Source organism: Anabaena sp. FACHB-83 (genome assembly GCF_014697485.1).
Classification (GTDB): domain Bacteria; phylum Cyanobacteriota; class Cyanobacteriia; order Cyanobacteriales; family Nostocaceae; genus Nostoc_B.
The window spans coordinates 37,571-52,833 of sequence record NZ_JACJRY010000001.1 but is presented as its reverse complement, the minus strand read 5'-3'; the positions used below and the strand labels follow the sequence as shown (position 1 = coordinate 52,833).

The 15,263-nt window shown below is 42.7% G+C and carries 13 protein-coding genes; 5 read left to right on the top strand and 8 right to left on the bottom strand.

Annotation, left to right across the window (positions count from 1 at the left end; all coding sequences use genetic code 11):
• Nucleotides 1–22 precede the first annotated feature (22 nt).
• Nucleotides 23–754 (top strand): HAD family hydrolase, encoded by a 732-nt coding sequence (locus H6G79_RS00240; protein ID WP_190587852.1) that lies wholly within the window; start codon nucleotides 23–25, stop codon nucleotides 752–754.
• A gap of 399 nt (nucleotides 755–1,153) precedes the next feature.
• On the opposite strand, the gene H6G79_RS00235 is transcribed toward H6G79_RS00240, so the two are convergent.
• A complete protein-coding gene (locus H6G79_RS00235; protein WP_190587851.1) occupies nucleotides 1,154–1,546 on the bottom strand; it encodes a pentapeptide repeat-containing protein in 393 nt (130 codons plus the stop codon).
• Nucleotides 1,547–1,854: 308 nt separating this feature from the next.
• On the opposite strand from H6G79_RS00235, the gene H6G79_RS00230 reads away from it, so the two are divergent.
• Nucleotides 1,855–2,316: a hydrogenase maturation protease gene (locus H6G79_RS00230; RefSeq protein WP_190587850.1), complete on the top strand. Its 462-nt coding sequence runs from the start codon at nucleotides 1,855–1,857 to the stop codon at nucleotides 2,314–2,316.
• A gap of 174 nt (nucleotides 2,317–2,490) precedes the next feature.
• On the top strand, nucleotides 2,491–5,331 hold the full coding sequence (locus H6G79_RS00225) for a bifunctional acetate--CoA ligase family protein/GNAT family N-acetyltransferase (protein ID WP_190588302.1): 2,841 nt from the start codon (nucleotides 2,491–2,493) through the stop codon (nucleotides 5,329–5,331).
• Nucleotides 5,332–5,344: 13 nt separating this feature from the next.
• Here the strand turns inward: H6G79_RS00225 and H6G79_RS00220 are convergent, their stop codons facing one another.
• From H6G79_RS00220 to H6G79_RS00210, 3 genes are all read right to left on the bottom strand, one after another.
• Nucleotides 5,345–6,091, bottom strand: a complete 747-nt coding sequence (locus H6G79_RS00220) for an isoprenyl transferase (RefSeq protein WP_190587849.1) — start codon at nucleotides 6,089–6,091, stop codon at nucleotides 5,345–5,347.
• Between the two features lie 28 nt (nucleotides 6,092–6,119).
• Nucleotides 6,120–7,052, bottom strand: coding sequence for a ferritin-like domain-containing protein (locus tag H6G79_RS00215; RefSeq protein WP_190587848.1), 933 nt, complete (start codon nucleotides 7,050–7,052; stop codon nucleotides 6,120–6,122).
• Nucleotides 7,053–7,295: 243 nt separating this feature from the next.
• Nucleotides 7,296–7,952 carry an NAD(P)H-binding protein gene (locus tag H6G79_RS00210; RefSeq protein WP_190587847.1) on the bottom strand — a complete coding sequence of 219 codons (657 nt, stop codon included), beginning with the start codon at nucleotides 7,950–7,952 and terminating at the stop codon, nucleotides 7,296–7,298.
• A gap of 172 nt (nucleotides 7,953–8,124) precedes the next feature.
• Here H6G79_RS00210 and H6G79_RS00205 point away from each other — a divergent pair, with 172 nt between their 5' ends.
• Nucleotides 8,125–8,805 (top strand): DUF1997 domain-containing protein, encoded by a 681-nt coding sequence (locus H6G79_RS00205; RefSeq protein ID WP_190587846.1) that lies wholly within the window; start codon nucleotides 8,125–8,127, stop codon nucleotides 8,803–8,805.
• 76 nt (nucleotides 8,806–8,881) lie between these two features.
• Here the strand turns inward: H6G79_RS00205 and H6G79_RS00200 are convergent, their stop codons facing one another.
• On the bottom strand, nucleotides 8,882–9,352 hold the full coding sequence (locus tag H6G79_RS00200; protein ID WP_190587845.1) for a DUF4079 domain-containing protein: 471 nt from the start codon (nucleotides 9,350–9,352) through the stop codon (nucleotides 8,882–8,884).
• 333 nt (nucleotides 9,353–9,685) lie between these two features.
• On the opposite strand from H6G79_RS00200, the gene H6G79_RS00195 reads away from it, so the two are divergent.
• On the top strand, nucleotides 9,686–10,963 hold the full coding sequence (locus tag H6G79_RS00195; RefSeq protein ID WP_190587844.1) for an ankyrin repeat domain-containing protein: 1,278 nt from the start codon (nucleotides 9,686–9,688) through the stop codon (nucleotides 10,961–10,963).
• Nucleotides 10,964–11,043: 80 nt separating this feature from the next.
• Here the strand turns inward: H6G79_RS00195 and H6G79_RS00190 are convergent, their stop codons facing one another.
• From H6G79_RS00190 to H6G79_RS00180, 3 genes are all read right to left on the bottom strand, one after another.
• On the bottom strand, nucleotides 11,044–13,146 hold the full coding sequence (locus H6G79_RS00190) for a serine/threonine-protein kinase (protein WP_190587843.1): 2,103 nt from the start codon (nucleotides 13,144–13,146) through the stop codon (nucleotides 11,044–11,046).
• Between the two features lie 166 nt (nucleotides 13,147–13,312).
• Nucleotides 13,313–13,975: a CAP domain-containing protein gene (locus tag H6G79_RS00185; protein ID WP_190587842.1), complete on the bottom strand. Its 663-nt coding sequence runs from the start codon at nucleotides 13,973–13,975 to the stop codon at nucleotides 13,313–13,315.
• A gap of 220 nt (nucleotides 13,976–14,195) precedes the next feature.
• Complete coding sequence (locus H6G79_RS00180; RefSeq protein ID WP_242048155.1) at nucleotides 14,196–15,197, bottom strand: ADP-ribosylglycohydrolase family protein; 1,002 nt, start codon at nucleotides 15,195–15,197, stop codon at nucleotides 14,196–14,198.
• Nucleotides 15,198–15,263: the final 66 nt, after the last annotated feature.

Sequence of the window (15,263 nt, the reverse complement as noted above, 5' to 3'; positions counted from 1 at the left end):
TTTTTAACCGGGGTGAAAAATTTTGGCAACTATTCAATGTAAAAATATTACTTTTGATAATATTCAGGCGATTTTTTTTGACAAAAACGGTACTTTAGAAGACTCAGAAGTTTATTTGCGATCGCTGGGACAAAAAGCAGCCAGAATTATCGATGCTCAATTTCCGGGAATTGGCGAACCTTTATTAATGGCTTACGGTATTGATAGTAATTCCCTCGATCTGGCTGGTTTAATGGCGGTAGGTAGTCGTCGTGAAACTGAAATCGCTACAGCCGCCTATATTGCTGAAACTGGTAGAGGATGGTTTGAATCTCTCAAAATTGCCCGTCAAAGTTTCCAAGAAGCCGAAAAATATCTCGAAGCATCCCCCGCACCCCTGTTACCAGGGAGTTTGGAGTTATTACAGTCTCTATCTGCGGCTGGACTGAAACTGGGGATCATCTCAGCAGCTACTACAGCAAAAATACAAGCCTTTGCCACTCGGTACAATTTGGGTGATTATCTTCAAGCGCAAATTGGTGTGGATGATGGCCCTGGTAAACCAGATCCAACTTTGTTTTTACAAGCTTGTGAAGTTGTAGGAGTAGAACCAAGCGCCGCACTCATGGTTGGTGATGCGGTTGGCGATATGCTTATGGCAAAAAACGCCAAAGCCGCAGGGTGTATTGGGATCACATGGATTGGTCAATCAGATCATGTCCAAGGTGCGGATGTGGTGATTAATCAACTGAGTGAAATTAAAGTTTTAGAGTAAAGTGCTGAGTGCTGAGTGCTGAGTGCTGAGTGCTGAGTGCTGAGTGCTGAGTGCTGAGTGCTGAGTGCTGTAAACTGCGCTCAACCCTCTTTTAGTAAGCTGATCGAGCATTGAGCGTTCGCGTAGAGTCTCCCTTGGGGAGAAGTCGAAATGCGTCTTCTATGTGTATCCATTTACTTATAACTCAATACGGTTCAGTTGAGGTGATGAGAGTTGATTTCTCAATTTCTGCTCTACCTATCAGACAATGAGCAAGATTTGGGGGATTCTCCCCCACGCCCCCGATTGGGGGACGGTTGCGTCCCCCAAACCCCCTCCAAAATCATTTTTTCGTTTTTTGTTGAGTTATCATTCGCTGGTTTTGTTGTAATTGAGTTTTCTTATCTGAACCGTATTGACTTAAAACTCTGATTTGATTTGAACTCCTGCCTGAACCGGGTCGAAATTTGGGGGAAAATGGGTATTGCGATCGCAGTCTGCCTTGTCTAGCTTTGTACCTTGAAGATTGGCTTGGCGGAGATTGGCTGACATTAATAAAGCACCCCGCAAGTCTGCATCTGTGAGGTCAGCTTGGGAAAGATCGGAATAACTCAGGTCACTTCCCCGAAGATTTGCGCCTCGTAGATTAGCTGTACTTAAGTCCGCGTAACTCAAGTCAGACCCTTTGAGATTAACACCTTGTAAGTCAGCATCAGCAAGTTCCGCCCTCTCAAAATCCCGTTGTCCCTCAGCATACTTTTCTAAAAGAGTAGCCACCGCATTAATTGGCTGTTGATAATTGACTTCAGACATAAAACAGCCTCAAAGATTGTTGATTCAAATTCATCATAAAACTGCTGATGCCAAAAATCACCAGAGGAATTGCATCAATTTATCAAATTATAGTAATAGTAATTTACAAGAATATTCTCTATCCTCACAAGTTCCTCAAATTTTTTTTATAAGTTCAAAAATAAACAATCATCGCCTTTCCTCATCTGTTGAGGTGCAAATTTATCTGTGTCCATCCGCATTCCTCTGCGGTTAGTTTTTTATTTTCATCACATTGTAAATTGACAAATTTATCATTAATTTTGAGTGCATTAAAGCAAACGAAAAAAATGAATGCAACCGTCATGGTGATTGGTTATGGTAATGACTTGCGGAGTGATGATGGCATTGGTCAAAGAATTGCTGATGAAATTGCCTCTTGGCATTTATCGGCGGTGAAATCCTTAGCAGTCCACCAACTGACACCCGAATTAGCTGATGCTTTAGCAAATGCAGAATTAGCAATTTTTGTGGATGCTTATGTACCTTCAGAATCTTTTGATGTGCAGGTACAATCGCTTTCACCTGCTGTTGATCATCCGATCGCCGGACATACCGCCGATCCCCAATCACTGTTAGCCTTGACTAGAACTCTTTACGGCCATTGTCCGCCTGCTTTGTGGGTGACAGTTCCCGCAGTTAACTTTGAATTTGGCGATCGCTTTTCAGAAGTCACCGAAACCGGCAAAGCGATCGCCCTCGGCAAAATTATGCAAATCTTAGACAAGTTTAAAAATTTCTGGATGAAATGAACCAGATGTGGAACTCAAGCATAGACTGAAAGCAAAATGTCTAATACTGATGCCAAGCTGCTTTCAGAAATACTATTCCCACTCACCACTCCCTACTCCCCACTCCCAACTTAACTATCTTTGACCTCAACTCAGCACTTACAACTCAGCACTCAGCACTCTCAAGGAGGATTAATGCAGAAATCTCTCAAGCCCACAAGCGATCGCGCCTTTGATATCTTGCAGGCAGAGAAGCTTAATCCTCTTGATGCTATCTTTGCACCCAAAACTGTAGCGGTGATTGGTGCTAGTGAAACACCAGGGAGTGTGGGACGCACTCTCTTGTGGAATTTAATTACAAATCCCTTTGGTGGGACTGTGTTTCCCGTCAATCCCAAACGCCATAGTGTATTGGGAATCAAAGCCTATCCGAAAATTGCCGATATCCCCGAAACTATAGATTTAGCGGTCATTGCTACACCAGCACCAACAGTTCCGGGGATTATTGCTGAATGTGTTGCTGCTGGGGTAAAAAGTGCGATCGTCATTTCTGCTGGTTTTAAAGAAGCTGGTGCGGCTGGTATCGCTTTAGAACAGCAAATTCTCGCCCAAGCTCGTCGCGGTAACATTCGCATCATCGGCCCGAACTGCTTAGGCGTAATGAGTCCCCTGAGTGGGTTAAATGCTACCTTTGCCAGTGCAATGGCGCGTCCCGGCAATGTTGGCTTTATTAGTCAAAGTGGGGCGCTGTGTACGGCGATTCTAGATTGGAGTTTTCAAGAAAACGTCGGTTTTAGTGCCTTCGTGTCCATCGGTTCGATGTTGGATGTGGGCTGGGGTGACTTGATTTACTATCTCGGTGATGACCCCCGCACCAAAAGTATTGTGATTTACATGGAATCTATTGGGGATGCGCGGTCTTTTATTTCTGCGGCGCGAGAAGTTGCCCTCACCAAACCGATTATTGTGATTAAAGCGGGACGCACAGAAGCAGCCGCCAAAGCCGCAGCATCTCATACAGGAGCTTTAGCTGGGAGTGATGCGGTGTTAGATGCAGCTTTCCGGCGCTGTGGGGTGTTGCGGGTGAATAGTATTTCTGACTTATTCGATGTGGCGGAAGTGTTGGCAAAACAACCGCGTCCCAAGGGGCCAAGGTTGACCATTTTAACGAATGCAGGCGGGCCAGGAGTTTTGGCGACCGATGCTTTGATTGAAGCCGGTGGGGAATTAGCGACAATTTCACCAGATGCGATCGCAGCTTTTGATAAAATACTCCCCACTCATTGGAGTCATAACAACCCGATTGATATTTTGGGGGATGCTGACCCCCAACGTTATACCCAAGCTTTAGAAATAGCAGCCACAGATCCTAATAGTGACGGCTTGTTGGTTATTCTCACACCCCAAGCCATGACCGACCCTACCCAAACTGCTGAACAATTGAAACCCTACGCCCAAATTCCTGGTAAACCAATTCTCGCCAGTTGGATGGGTGGTGCAGAAGTCACCGCCGGCGAAACAATTTTAAACCGTCAATCTATTCCGACTTATCGCTATCCAGATACAGCAACCCGCATATTTAGTTATATGTGGCAATCTAGCTATAACCTGCGGGGTATCTATGAAACTCCCGTTTTACCCACAGTTGATCCCCAATCAGGGATACCAGACCGCAACTTAGTTGCAAATATTATCGCCTCTGCGCGTCAAGATGGGCGAACCATTCTCACCGAGTTTGAATCAAAGCAAATATTAGCAGCTTACGGCATTCCTGTTGTTGAAACCTGCGTAGCGACAAGTGAAGATGAGGCGGTGAAATGTGCTGAAAGTATTGGTTATCCCGTAGTTGTCAAACTGTATTCTCATGTAATTACCCATAAAACCGATGTCGGCGGTGTCCAGTTAAATCTGCGGGATGCAGAAGCAGTTAGACAAGCCTATCGCACCATCAAATCCTCCGTTGAAGAAAAAATAGCCAAAGACCCCCACTACTCAGCACTCAGCACTCAGCACTCAGCACTTTTTTTAGGCGTAACAGTACAGCCAATGGTGAAAACCGATGGTTACGAATTGATTATTGGTAGTAGCCTTGATCCCCAATTCGGGCCAGTGTTGTTGTTTGGTGCAGGGGGACAGCTAGTAGAAGTATTTCAGGATCGAGCGATCGCCCTACCTCCCCTAAACACAACTTTAGCCCGCCGGATGATGGAACACACCAAAATTTACAAAGCCCTCAAAGGCGTGCGGGGAAGGCAAAGTGTAGATATGGCAGCCCTAGAACAATTGATGGTTGCATTTAGCCAACTGGTAGTAGAACAACCTTGGATTAAAGAAATTGACATCAACCCCTTGCTGGCTTCGCCAATGGCAAGAAATGGAAATAATTCTCCCCTACTCCCTACTCCCCACTCCCCACTCCCTTTATTAATCGCTTTAGATGGCCGTGTTCTCCTCCAACCACCAGATATTACAGAAGAACAACTACCCAAATTAGCCATTCGTCCCTATCCCACCCAATACATCGACAACTGGACAACGAAAAATGGGATGTCAGTTACCATCCGTCCCATTCGTCCAGAAGATGAGCCGTTAATGGTACAGTTTCACCAAACCCTTTCCGAAGAAAGCGTTTATTTTCGGTACTTTCATCTGATTAAATTGAGTAAACGCATCACTCACGAACGCCTCACCCGGATTTGCTTTATTGATTATGACCGGGAAATGGCACTGGTAGCAGAACATCAAGACCCCGAAACCGGAATGCGGCAAATTTTAGCAGTTGGGCGATTGAGTAAACTGCACGGTACAGATGCGGCGGAATTTGCGATGATTGTGAGCGATCGCTATCAGTGTCAAGGTTTAGGTACAGAACTTGTTAGGCGCTTACTGCAAGTTGGTCGTCAAGAACACATCGGTCGAGTTACAGCCAATATCCTATCTGATAATTACGGAATGCAGCGAGTTTGTGAAAAATTAGGCTTTCATCTGCAACCCACCAGCGACCCCACTGTGATGCAAGCGGAAATTGCTTTGTGAACATACTTTGATGTTAAGCTGAACAGACAGTTTTAATTTGACCGAAACGGCGATCGCGTTTTTGGTAACTTAACAAAGCTTGATGAAATGCTTCGCGGTCAAAATCAGGCCAGAGAACATCAGTAAAGTACATTTCTGTATAGGCCATTTGCCACAACAAAAAATTACTCAACCGCATTTCTGCACTAGTCCGAATTAGTAAATCTGGTGCTGGTGTAGCTGCGGTGTAAAGATATTGTTCTACAAGGTTTTCATTAATTGCGTCTAGGCTGATTTCACCTTGTTGCACCAATTGGGCTATGTGGTGACAGGCTTGAGTAATTTCGTGACGACTACCATAATTCACTGCCACATTAAAGTGAATAACTTGGTTATTCAATGTTTCTGTCATTGAACGTTGCATTTCGGCTTGCAGAGATAAAGGTAAAACTGATAAATCACCAATAAAAGAAATTCTCACCCCTTCTTGCTGCATCTGGGCTAACTCGCTGCGGAGAAAGCGTTCAAATAAAAGCATCAGAAAATCTACTTCTTCAATGGGACGTTGCCAATTTTCTGTAGAGAATGCGTAGGCTGTGAGAACTTTGATTCCCCAATCTTTACAACAGCGTAATAGTTGTTTGAGAGTTATTGCACCTTGGCGATGTCCAGCGATGCGCGGTAGTCCGCGACTAGTCGCCCATCTACCATTCCCATCCATAATTACAGCGATGTGTTGGGGAATTTTTTCGGGGTTGAGGTCTAAAGGTAGGGAGTTCATGATGGTTTTGCTAAATAAAAGGAGAGTTTCAAGATGCCAATATGTTTTGTAAATACTCTGGAGTCAGGCTGTTGTGCCACTTCCAGAGACGGTGCATCGTATAGGAGAAGGTGAAGAGTAGGGTGGCTTTATTGGTGGGTGTCCAGGCGTTCCAGTTGAGTGTATTCATCATCCGGCGTAGAGTACGCATCAAGTTATTGCGTTCGTAGCTTTGCGAACGGGTTTTGATGAGGGTTGTGCTGATGCGGATGAATCCTGTATCGGGAAAAGTCCAGACTCCGAAGCCCCAAAATTTAGTCATGTGGTTGATTTCATCCTTGGCGAGTTCTTCCAGCACATCTTGGAGTGCGCCTGTTGTGTGCGCCATCAACCACAAGTAAAGACAAGTTGCACCATATTCTGTAGCGACGCGGTGTAAGCCGTGGCGATATAAATCTTCGTGCGGATCATCTGTAGGGATATAGCCTCTAACGGTGCGGTGCTTGGGGATGATTTTTTCACCTGTTAATTGGGTGTAAACCTTGATTAATGCGGGTGTATGTTGGCGTTCTTCTTTTTCCCACAAGCCAATTTCTTGCAGTTCACCAGTTTCATTGACTGTTCCACCCACAAACCGCCCCATTTGGGGATGTAATTTATCTAAATATTGGCGACTGGTTTGGGTATAACCGCGAATTGGTGCTTCTGTATCCATTGCACCTATCAAAATGGATAAAAATACTTCTGGTTTGATCCCAATAATTTGACTATGGTTAATAGCTTGCCAGTCAATTGGCTTCCAAGGACGCGGTTGGGGATGAGTAAATTGTCTGGGTAAATCTTCTAGGCGTTCCTGTAGCTGTTCGTCCGCTACATAGTTATCTATCAGTGAACAAAGACGCTGCTGTATTTGCCAATAGTTAGGCACAGTATAGCTTTTGCCTGCCAAATCTGCTGCTAATGGGCTGGTAGTATGAACCATATTTGTATGTTTTCAACTCTACGCCCAATAGCCTAAGCGATCGCACTTTATTTTGTCAGTCGGCTAAAGTCGGGTTAAAAGTCGGACGGCTGAGTAATGAGTGATGAGTAATAAGTAGTGAGTAATGAGTGATGAGTAAATAGGGATTACACAAAATTATGAAAAAATCTACCGCAAAGTTCTCGGTGCGTTACGGCTTACGCCTAACACACCCTACTGGACTCATAACTCATTACTTCTATTTCAGCATTGCTGAAACAACTCTCCAAGTGTTTTCACACTCCCATCTGGTTTAGCAATAATCTCTACAATCTTATTGCGGGCGGCTGGTTCAAAGAGTGCTGCAACCGAAACTTGGGCAACTTTTTGGCGCGGAATACTACCATCGAATAATGTATCTGCGCTCTGCATCACGATGGCATCAGTATTATCTTCGTTTTTTAAACCGCCAGGTCGCACAATTGTATAGGTAAGACCACTTTTTTGAATGTATTCCTCAGCTTGCTTTTTCCAAACTAAAATCAACCAGAACAAATTTAAAGGATGGAATAGCAGAGATGTACACAAGGAAGAAACTAAAACAAAATGTTCAATTCCCTTGGCTTTAGCAGCATCTACTAAATTTTTTGTACCTTCAAAATCTACTTTATATGGCCCAGTTGGATCAAAACTTGGTTTTGCGCCAGTCGCACACAGCAATACAGTACTATCTCCTAAAGCAGCCGCGAGACTATCTGCTTGCGATACATCACCAGCAACCAACTCCACATCAGGAGGCAAAATTGCTTTAGCTGTCTGGATATCCCTTACAAACGCCCGCACAGGAATGTTACGCGCTACTAACTCTTGGACAATGCGACGACCTGTTTCACCTGTAGCCCCAGCAACAAAAGCTTTCATAAAAACAATACCTTAAAAAACTAGTATGTGATTTATCCGTATTTTAGTAATTTCATAAAGTTTATGACAGAATGTTAAAGTTTCAGCCAAAATAGAATTTTGCCTACGAAATCACCCAAGTCACCTGGGAATCATAAACCTAGCCAAACGCCATCTCAGAGGGGAATGCTTGATGCTTTCAACAAACGGCGAATATCAGTCCTTAGATATAAAAGAAACTGTTTTACCTGTAGAAGCCAACTTAGTAGAAACTGATCATGTAGTTTCAGATACAAATTTTGACCATCAAACCCGATTTTGTGGTTGCTACAGCGATTACATGGAGATGTATGCTCCAGTAGATCAAGTTGCGGAATATCTCAATGCTCATTCGTCGTGGTTTGTACGTTGTGCTGAACCAATGAAGGTACAACCACTAGGAGAAAACGGCTATGCTTTGATTATTGGTCGTTTTGGCTCTTTTGGTTATGAAGTGGAGCCGAAAGTTGGTTTAGAACTTTTACCACCAGAAGAAGGAATATATCGCATTCGGACGATCCCCATTCCTGACTATCAAGCACCTGGTTACGATGTAGATTATCGAGCATCAATGCAATTAAAAGAGTATCCCAATGATGATACGGCGATTTCCAGTACGGTGACGCGGGTTGAATGGGATTTAGATTTAAAGGTTTATCTTCACTTTCCCAGATTTATCCAACGATTGCCCCAGTCTCTCATCCAATCTACAGGCGATCGCTTACTAAATCAAATTGTTCGGCAAGTCTCTCGCCGCTTAACCCGCAAAGTTCAAGAAGACTTTCATCAGTCTTTGGGCATACCTTTTCCTGCTAATTCTAAAAAGAAGCGTTGAATCAACTAAAGTCTGAAGTATGAATTATGAAGTCTGAAAAAATAATTTTAGACTTCATAATTCATTTGACTGTTAACTAAGCATTACTCAAAATTCTTTGTACAATCTGCACGCCAGTAATAGCCTGCCAAGTAAATAGACCTAAAATCGCAAAATTTAACAATATATGCGTGATTCTTGCCCAATTTGCGCCTTTTTGCATAAAAGGAGAGAGGGAAGCAGAAAACGCTACTAAACTAGTCATTCCTAGCCCCGCCAGTAAGTGCGGCCCGACAAATAACTTGCCGTTGTTAATATAGGTAACAGCCATCCCACCAACTGCACCAGCTACCATCAAAGCTAAGATGATAGACCCCATTTGGTAGTGTTTGATGTTAAATTTGCCTTTAATCAGTTCTTTCTTTTCTTCACCTTGAGCGTTTCTGGTACGCTGTACTTGCAATCCCAAATAAGCAGCATAAAGTGAAAGCGCCAAAAGTACCCACATGATTAGCGGGTGGAAAAAGTTAAGCCAGTATTTCACCACGGGAGACAGTTCCAGACTCATTGTGTTCTCGCTCAATTCTTAAATCTTAATAAAAATTAGCACAAGTCTAAGGGTAATTCGTAATTCGGAGTTCGTAATTTGTAATTAATTAGGCGTGATGGACTGGGTACATTATCCCGCGAAGAAATAAATTTCTTCGCCAATAGCTAAAGTCAGATTTATCTGACTAGGACAGTATTTCAGTCCGTTTCAACGGACTTGTGCTATGAGACTGAGAATTTATTCTCAGGCGGGATATGGGGTAGATGTAGATTCTCAATACCAGCCTATTGCAAAAGTACTTAAAGAATTTCAAACTATAGATGATAAAACCGCCTGGGCAGGATTTGATTCATGACGGAAAACAACGATGTCTTGCTGCTGAAGGCTGCGAAAAGTGGAGATATCAAGCGGCTGAGTGAGATTTTAGCGGCTGGTGTCAATATAGATGCGTGCGATCGCGATGGGACGACGGCATTAATGTATGCTGCTAATTTAGGCTACACCGAAATTGTGCGATCGCTTTTAGATGCCGGGGCAAATATCAACTTACCCAGAAAACGCTATGGTTTAACAGCGTTGATGTTGGCTGCAAGTAATAAACAAACAGATATTGTGCAGCTTTTAATATCTAGAGGTGCTGATGTTAATGCTATCAACGAAGATGGCAGCACCGCCTTAATGGCAGCTGCACTCAAAGGTTATATAGAAATAGTCCAAATATTACTCGCTGCTGGCGCGAAGGTAAATATTGCTGATAAAGATGATGACACTGCTTTGAAATTGGCAGTCAAACAAGGACACCTCGCGGTTGTGCAACTCGCATCACAAAATGATGCAGATGTAAATATTCAAGATGAAGATGGCGAAACACTGTTGATGATTGCGGCGGATGTGGGAAATTTAGGAATTGTCCAAGCATTGTTAGCGGCTGGCGCAGATGTTAACTTACAAAACAGCGATGGTGGTACAGCATTATTAGCGGCGGCGGCGGCTGGTAATAGTGCGATCGCTTCTGCTTTACTAGAAAAAGATGCCCAAGTGAATCTGCAAGACAAAGACGGTGAAACAGCATTACATATTGCCGTTGTGGAAGGACATTTTGAGGTAGTGCAAGTTTTACTCAGTCGCGGTGCAAATGTCCAACTGAGAAATAACTTAGGCGACACACCCATATTAGTCTCTGTATTGCAAGGACACAGCCAAATTCTCGAAGCCTTGCTGCGTTCTGGTGCAAACTCCTATGGAGAATTAGAAATTCCTTTAATGGCCGCCATATCCTTGGGACACACCAAAACAGTCAAAGTATTATTAGACTATGGCGCTAATCCCAATACTTTAGGGAATGATAGCCAGACAGCATTACTCAAAGCTGCTAAACGCAATGACATAGAAATCATTCAACTGTTAGTAGCCAAAGGCGCAAATGTCAATTTTCAAGACATAGCCGGAGCCACAGCATTAATGTGGGCTGCCTCTGGAGGCTACACTAAAACTGTGCAGATATTACTCCAAGCTGGTGCAAACCCCAATTTAAAAAATCGTGGTGGTTATACAGCTTTGATGCTGGCAGAATTTAACGGCTATCAAGATATTGTCAAACTTTTGCAAACAGCCGACGCACAGGAATAATTTTGTGTCTGGTGAACACTATTTTGATCAAGGTTGGGTGGAGGAACGCAAACCGACATCACTTGATAAACGCTATATTTTTAATTTGCATTAGGTATCGTAGGAACGATAATGGGTTTTGATTTATCTTTGTGTAGTTGATTCTCGGCTTGATTACGTGCAGCGATCGCTTCTTGATAATCTGGTTTATATTTAATAGCTTGATTATAAGATGCGATCGCTTCTGGATAGCGGTTTAAATTGAGTAAGGCATTGCCTCGGCTGTACCAACTTTCGTAATGTTTGGGATTGTAGCGTAATGCTCGATTATAAGCTGCGATCGCTTCTGGATATTGCTGCAAATTGTATTGAGAATTGCCCAAACTATACCACAATTGATCATCGTTGCGTTTAATACTGGCGGCTTTATTATAAGCTGCGATCGCTTCTTGATAGCGTTGTAATTGATGTTTCGACCACCCAAGATTATACCATGCTTGGTAATTATCTGAGTCATTTTTAATGACTTGATTAAATGATTCGACGGCTTCTGCATAGCGGCGTAAGGTAATCAGAACATTACCTCTAGATAACCAAGCTGGATAATAACTAGGCTGATATTGTACTGCTTTATCATAAGCTGTAAAAGCGTCTTCGTAGCGGTTTAAATTTACCAAAGCATTGCCACGATTATACCATGCTTGGTAATAATCAGATTTAATTTCTAAGGCTTTGTCGTACGCTGCGATCGCTTCCTCGTAATTTTTTAAATTTTGCCATGCCAAGCCTTTACTATACCAAGCTTCGACATAATCAGATTTTAAATCTATGGCTTTATCGTAAGCTTTAATTGCGTTATCGTATTGCTTTAATTCGCTAAATACTTCACCCTTCGCATTCCAAATTTCTGGGTAATCATCATGGAGTTGTAAAGCTTTATCAAAAGCTGCGATCGCTTCAGGAAATCGTTGTAATTTTTGTAAGGTAAAACCTCTACCACTCCAAGCATCTAGATAATCTGGCTGAATTTGAATTGCTTTTTCATAAGCCGCCAAAGCAGCATCATATTGTTTTAATTTAAATAATGTCTTACCCTGTCCATTCCAGCCTTGAGCATAATCCGGTCTAATTTCTACTGCTTGTTTATAGGCAGATAAAGCATCTTGATAGCGTTGCAATTCAAATAGTGTATTTCCTTGTTTGGATAATTCTACAGCATTGTTAGCATTAATTCTATTAACCACAAATAAAGCAGCTATCCCAGTGATAGTTAAAAGAAAAATCGCCCACAATAACTTGATCAATAAATTTTTACTATGCTTTTTCAGGTTGAGATTTTTTTGTAAAATTCCTGGAGATATATTGATGGTTTGCTTTTCCGGCTGAATAAGATTTTTTAAAGCTGCTAATGCTATTGTTGCTGAAGCATAACGTTGCCGAAAATCATAACAAACCATTTTATTTAAAAATCGCGCCAAATCTGGCGAAACCTGCACTTTGTTTTCCCAGATAATTTCATTCGTTTCAGCATCTTTTTCTAACTCTTCAGCAGGTATTCCCGTCAAAGCTTGAATAGCAATTACACCCACAGCATAGATATCACTGCTAAATTTTGGTGTACCTTGGGCTTGTTCGCTAGGGAGATAACCAGGAGTACCAATAGCAACGGTAGCCTTTGTTTGTCCTTCGGGCGTTACTACTTGGGTCGTAATTTGTTTGACAGCCCCAAAATCAATTAAAATCAATTTGCTATCAGCGTCCCGGCGGAGTAAATTCCGGGGATTGATATCACGATGAATGACATTTTGTTGATGAACAAATTCTAAGATTTCGAGTATTTCTTGTAAGAGTAAGATAACTTGGTCTTGACTCAGAGTTTTTCCGGCAACTAACTCTTTACTTAAATCATGACCGGGGATAAATTCTTGAACAAGATAGAATTCGGCATTTTCTTCAAAATAAGCTAACAGTTGAGGAATGCGATCGTATATGCCTAGTTTATACAGAACTTGCGCTTCTGTATCAAATAACCGCCTAGCTATCTCTAAGGTGGCTGCATTGCTAACTTGGGGTTTGAGTTGTTTGACAACACATTGTGGTGAACCAGGAAGTTGAGTATCACAAGCTACAAAAGTTTCACCAAATCCTCCACCTCCCAAATAGCTAATAATTTGGTATCTTCCCACAAGTGTGTTTCCCAACATTTTTGTTTGCCTAGCTAAATGCAACGCAGTCTGATTCCAATATTGCCACAGGGAAAAGTGTGAAGTGTGAAGTATGAAGCATGAAATTTTGTCTTGTGGCTAAGTACAGGAGAAAAAATCAGATATTCTCAAAAAAACTATCGATTTGGATAAGTTGTGGGAGATTTTAATCGCTAAACATTTGGACTGCATAAATTTGGCCATTTTTGCCAACAGCTATACCATAGCCAAATTTTTTATATTCACGTCGCAGGAGATTTTGGCGGTGACTATTGCTGTACATCCAACCGCGTTGAAAATCTTCGACTTTACCGTAAGTGAAACCTAAGCCTTGCACACTATCTTTGATAATATTTTCGCCCACTGCCACACGTCGATTACCGCCAACTTGAATGTAGCGATCGCGGGGATTTTTCCCATCTAAAGAAATATGATTAAAATACTGCCGCTCTAGCATATCTTGGGCGTGGAATTGTGCGGCGAGTGACAGTAAAGAATCTGCCGTTAAAGGTTTTAACTTATTTAAAGTGCGATCGCGATTGACTAATTCTAAAGCAAACTTTCTTAACTCTGGCTCAGAACGCAACTGTTCGGCATTCCAAATGCTAACTTGCGGTCGGCCGATTTTCCAATCAGCACCACCATTACCGTTATACAGACCTTGTTTGAGTAGTCCAAAGGGAGAAAGTTCTGTCCAAAAATAATTAATATCGATTGGATCTCCCCGCAAAGCCTGACGAATAAAATAGGTAGTTGGTCTAAATGCCAAAATCAGCATCAATAGAACAACGTATTTCCACCAAACGTTGACTTTGCGTTTTGTATCCATTGCCTTGATTTAAAATGAGCGACGCACAAACTACTTAAACAGTTTTACATATACCTATTAACCAATTAAGTAACAATTTAGCACTGATGATTGCTTGATAGCGATCGCAGTATCAAGGAGGTACGAGAAAATCGCCATATTCAGGGATTGAACCCTTCTCCTGTCGGAGACGCTGCGCGAACGACTGCGCTCAGGGTTCACCAGGACACAGATTTCCAAGTTAATCCCAGAATTCACCCAAAGCCGCCAATTGGTCACGGTATTCAATCCGAATGACCCAATCTTCAGGCCATGCAGCCATTCCTAAATATGCTCCAGCAAAAGCGCCTGCTAAACAAGCAATTGAGTCAGAGTCGCCTGCGGTGAGTGCAGCACGTCGTACTGCGGCTAACGGTGCTTCTGGAAAAAACAAAAAGCATAATAAACCTGTAGCAAAAGCTTCCTCAGCTACCCAGCCTTCGCCTATAGCCAAACAGGGGTCAATATCGCGCTTGGGGTTGACTAATGCTGCATCCAGACGGTCAAGCACTGCTAAACACTCATCCCAACCACGACTAATAAATTCTGTTGGTGTATTTATCCCTGGACGCTGCCATAAATTCCCCAGCCAATCAGCATGATAAACTGAACGCTGACTTAAGGCATAGTTGCGAAGATAAGCAGAACATTCTTGCGGTTCACCGCCCTTGACAAGATAAGTAATTGCTGCTGCGGTTAAATCAGAAGCTGCCAAGGCAGTTGGATGACCATGCGTTAATGCGGCTTGAAATTGAGCCACCGCCGCGCGGACTGTATCATCTGTGGGTAATAAACCTACAGGCACAACACGCATATTCGCACCACAGCCTTTAGAATTTGGCCTAGTTGCTTGCTGCCAAGGTAAACCTGCTTCCAAATATTCACAAGCCTGTAAGCAAGTCATTCCCGGAGCGCGATTATTGTCGGGACTGTGTAACCACTCCACAAAAGTACGTCTAAGAACAGGTTCCAAATTAGCTAAACTCAAGTTTGCAGCATCAACCTCAACTAAAGCTTGTGCCACTGCCAATGTCATTTGTGTGTCATCGGTGACGCGTACAGGATTACCCACAATTTCTTGCGGCCCATTTGGCGGAAAGCGACGACGAATTTCTTCCACACTTAAAAATTCTGTAGCAGCACCCAAAGCATCACCACAGGCAAGCCCAAATAAACATCCAGAGGCACGACGCATAACTAACATTTTTTAATTACATTTTTAATACATAAACCCTACAAAATCTACCCTTACCTAAGTTAAAAATTCAGC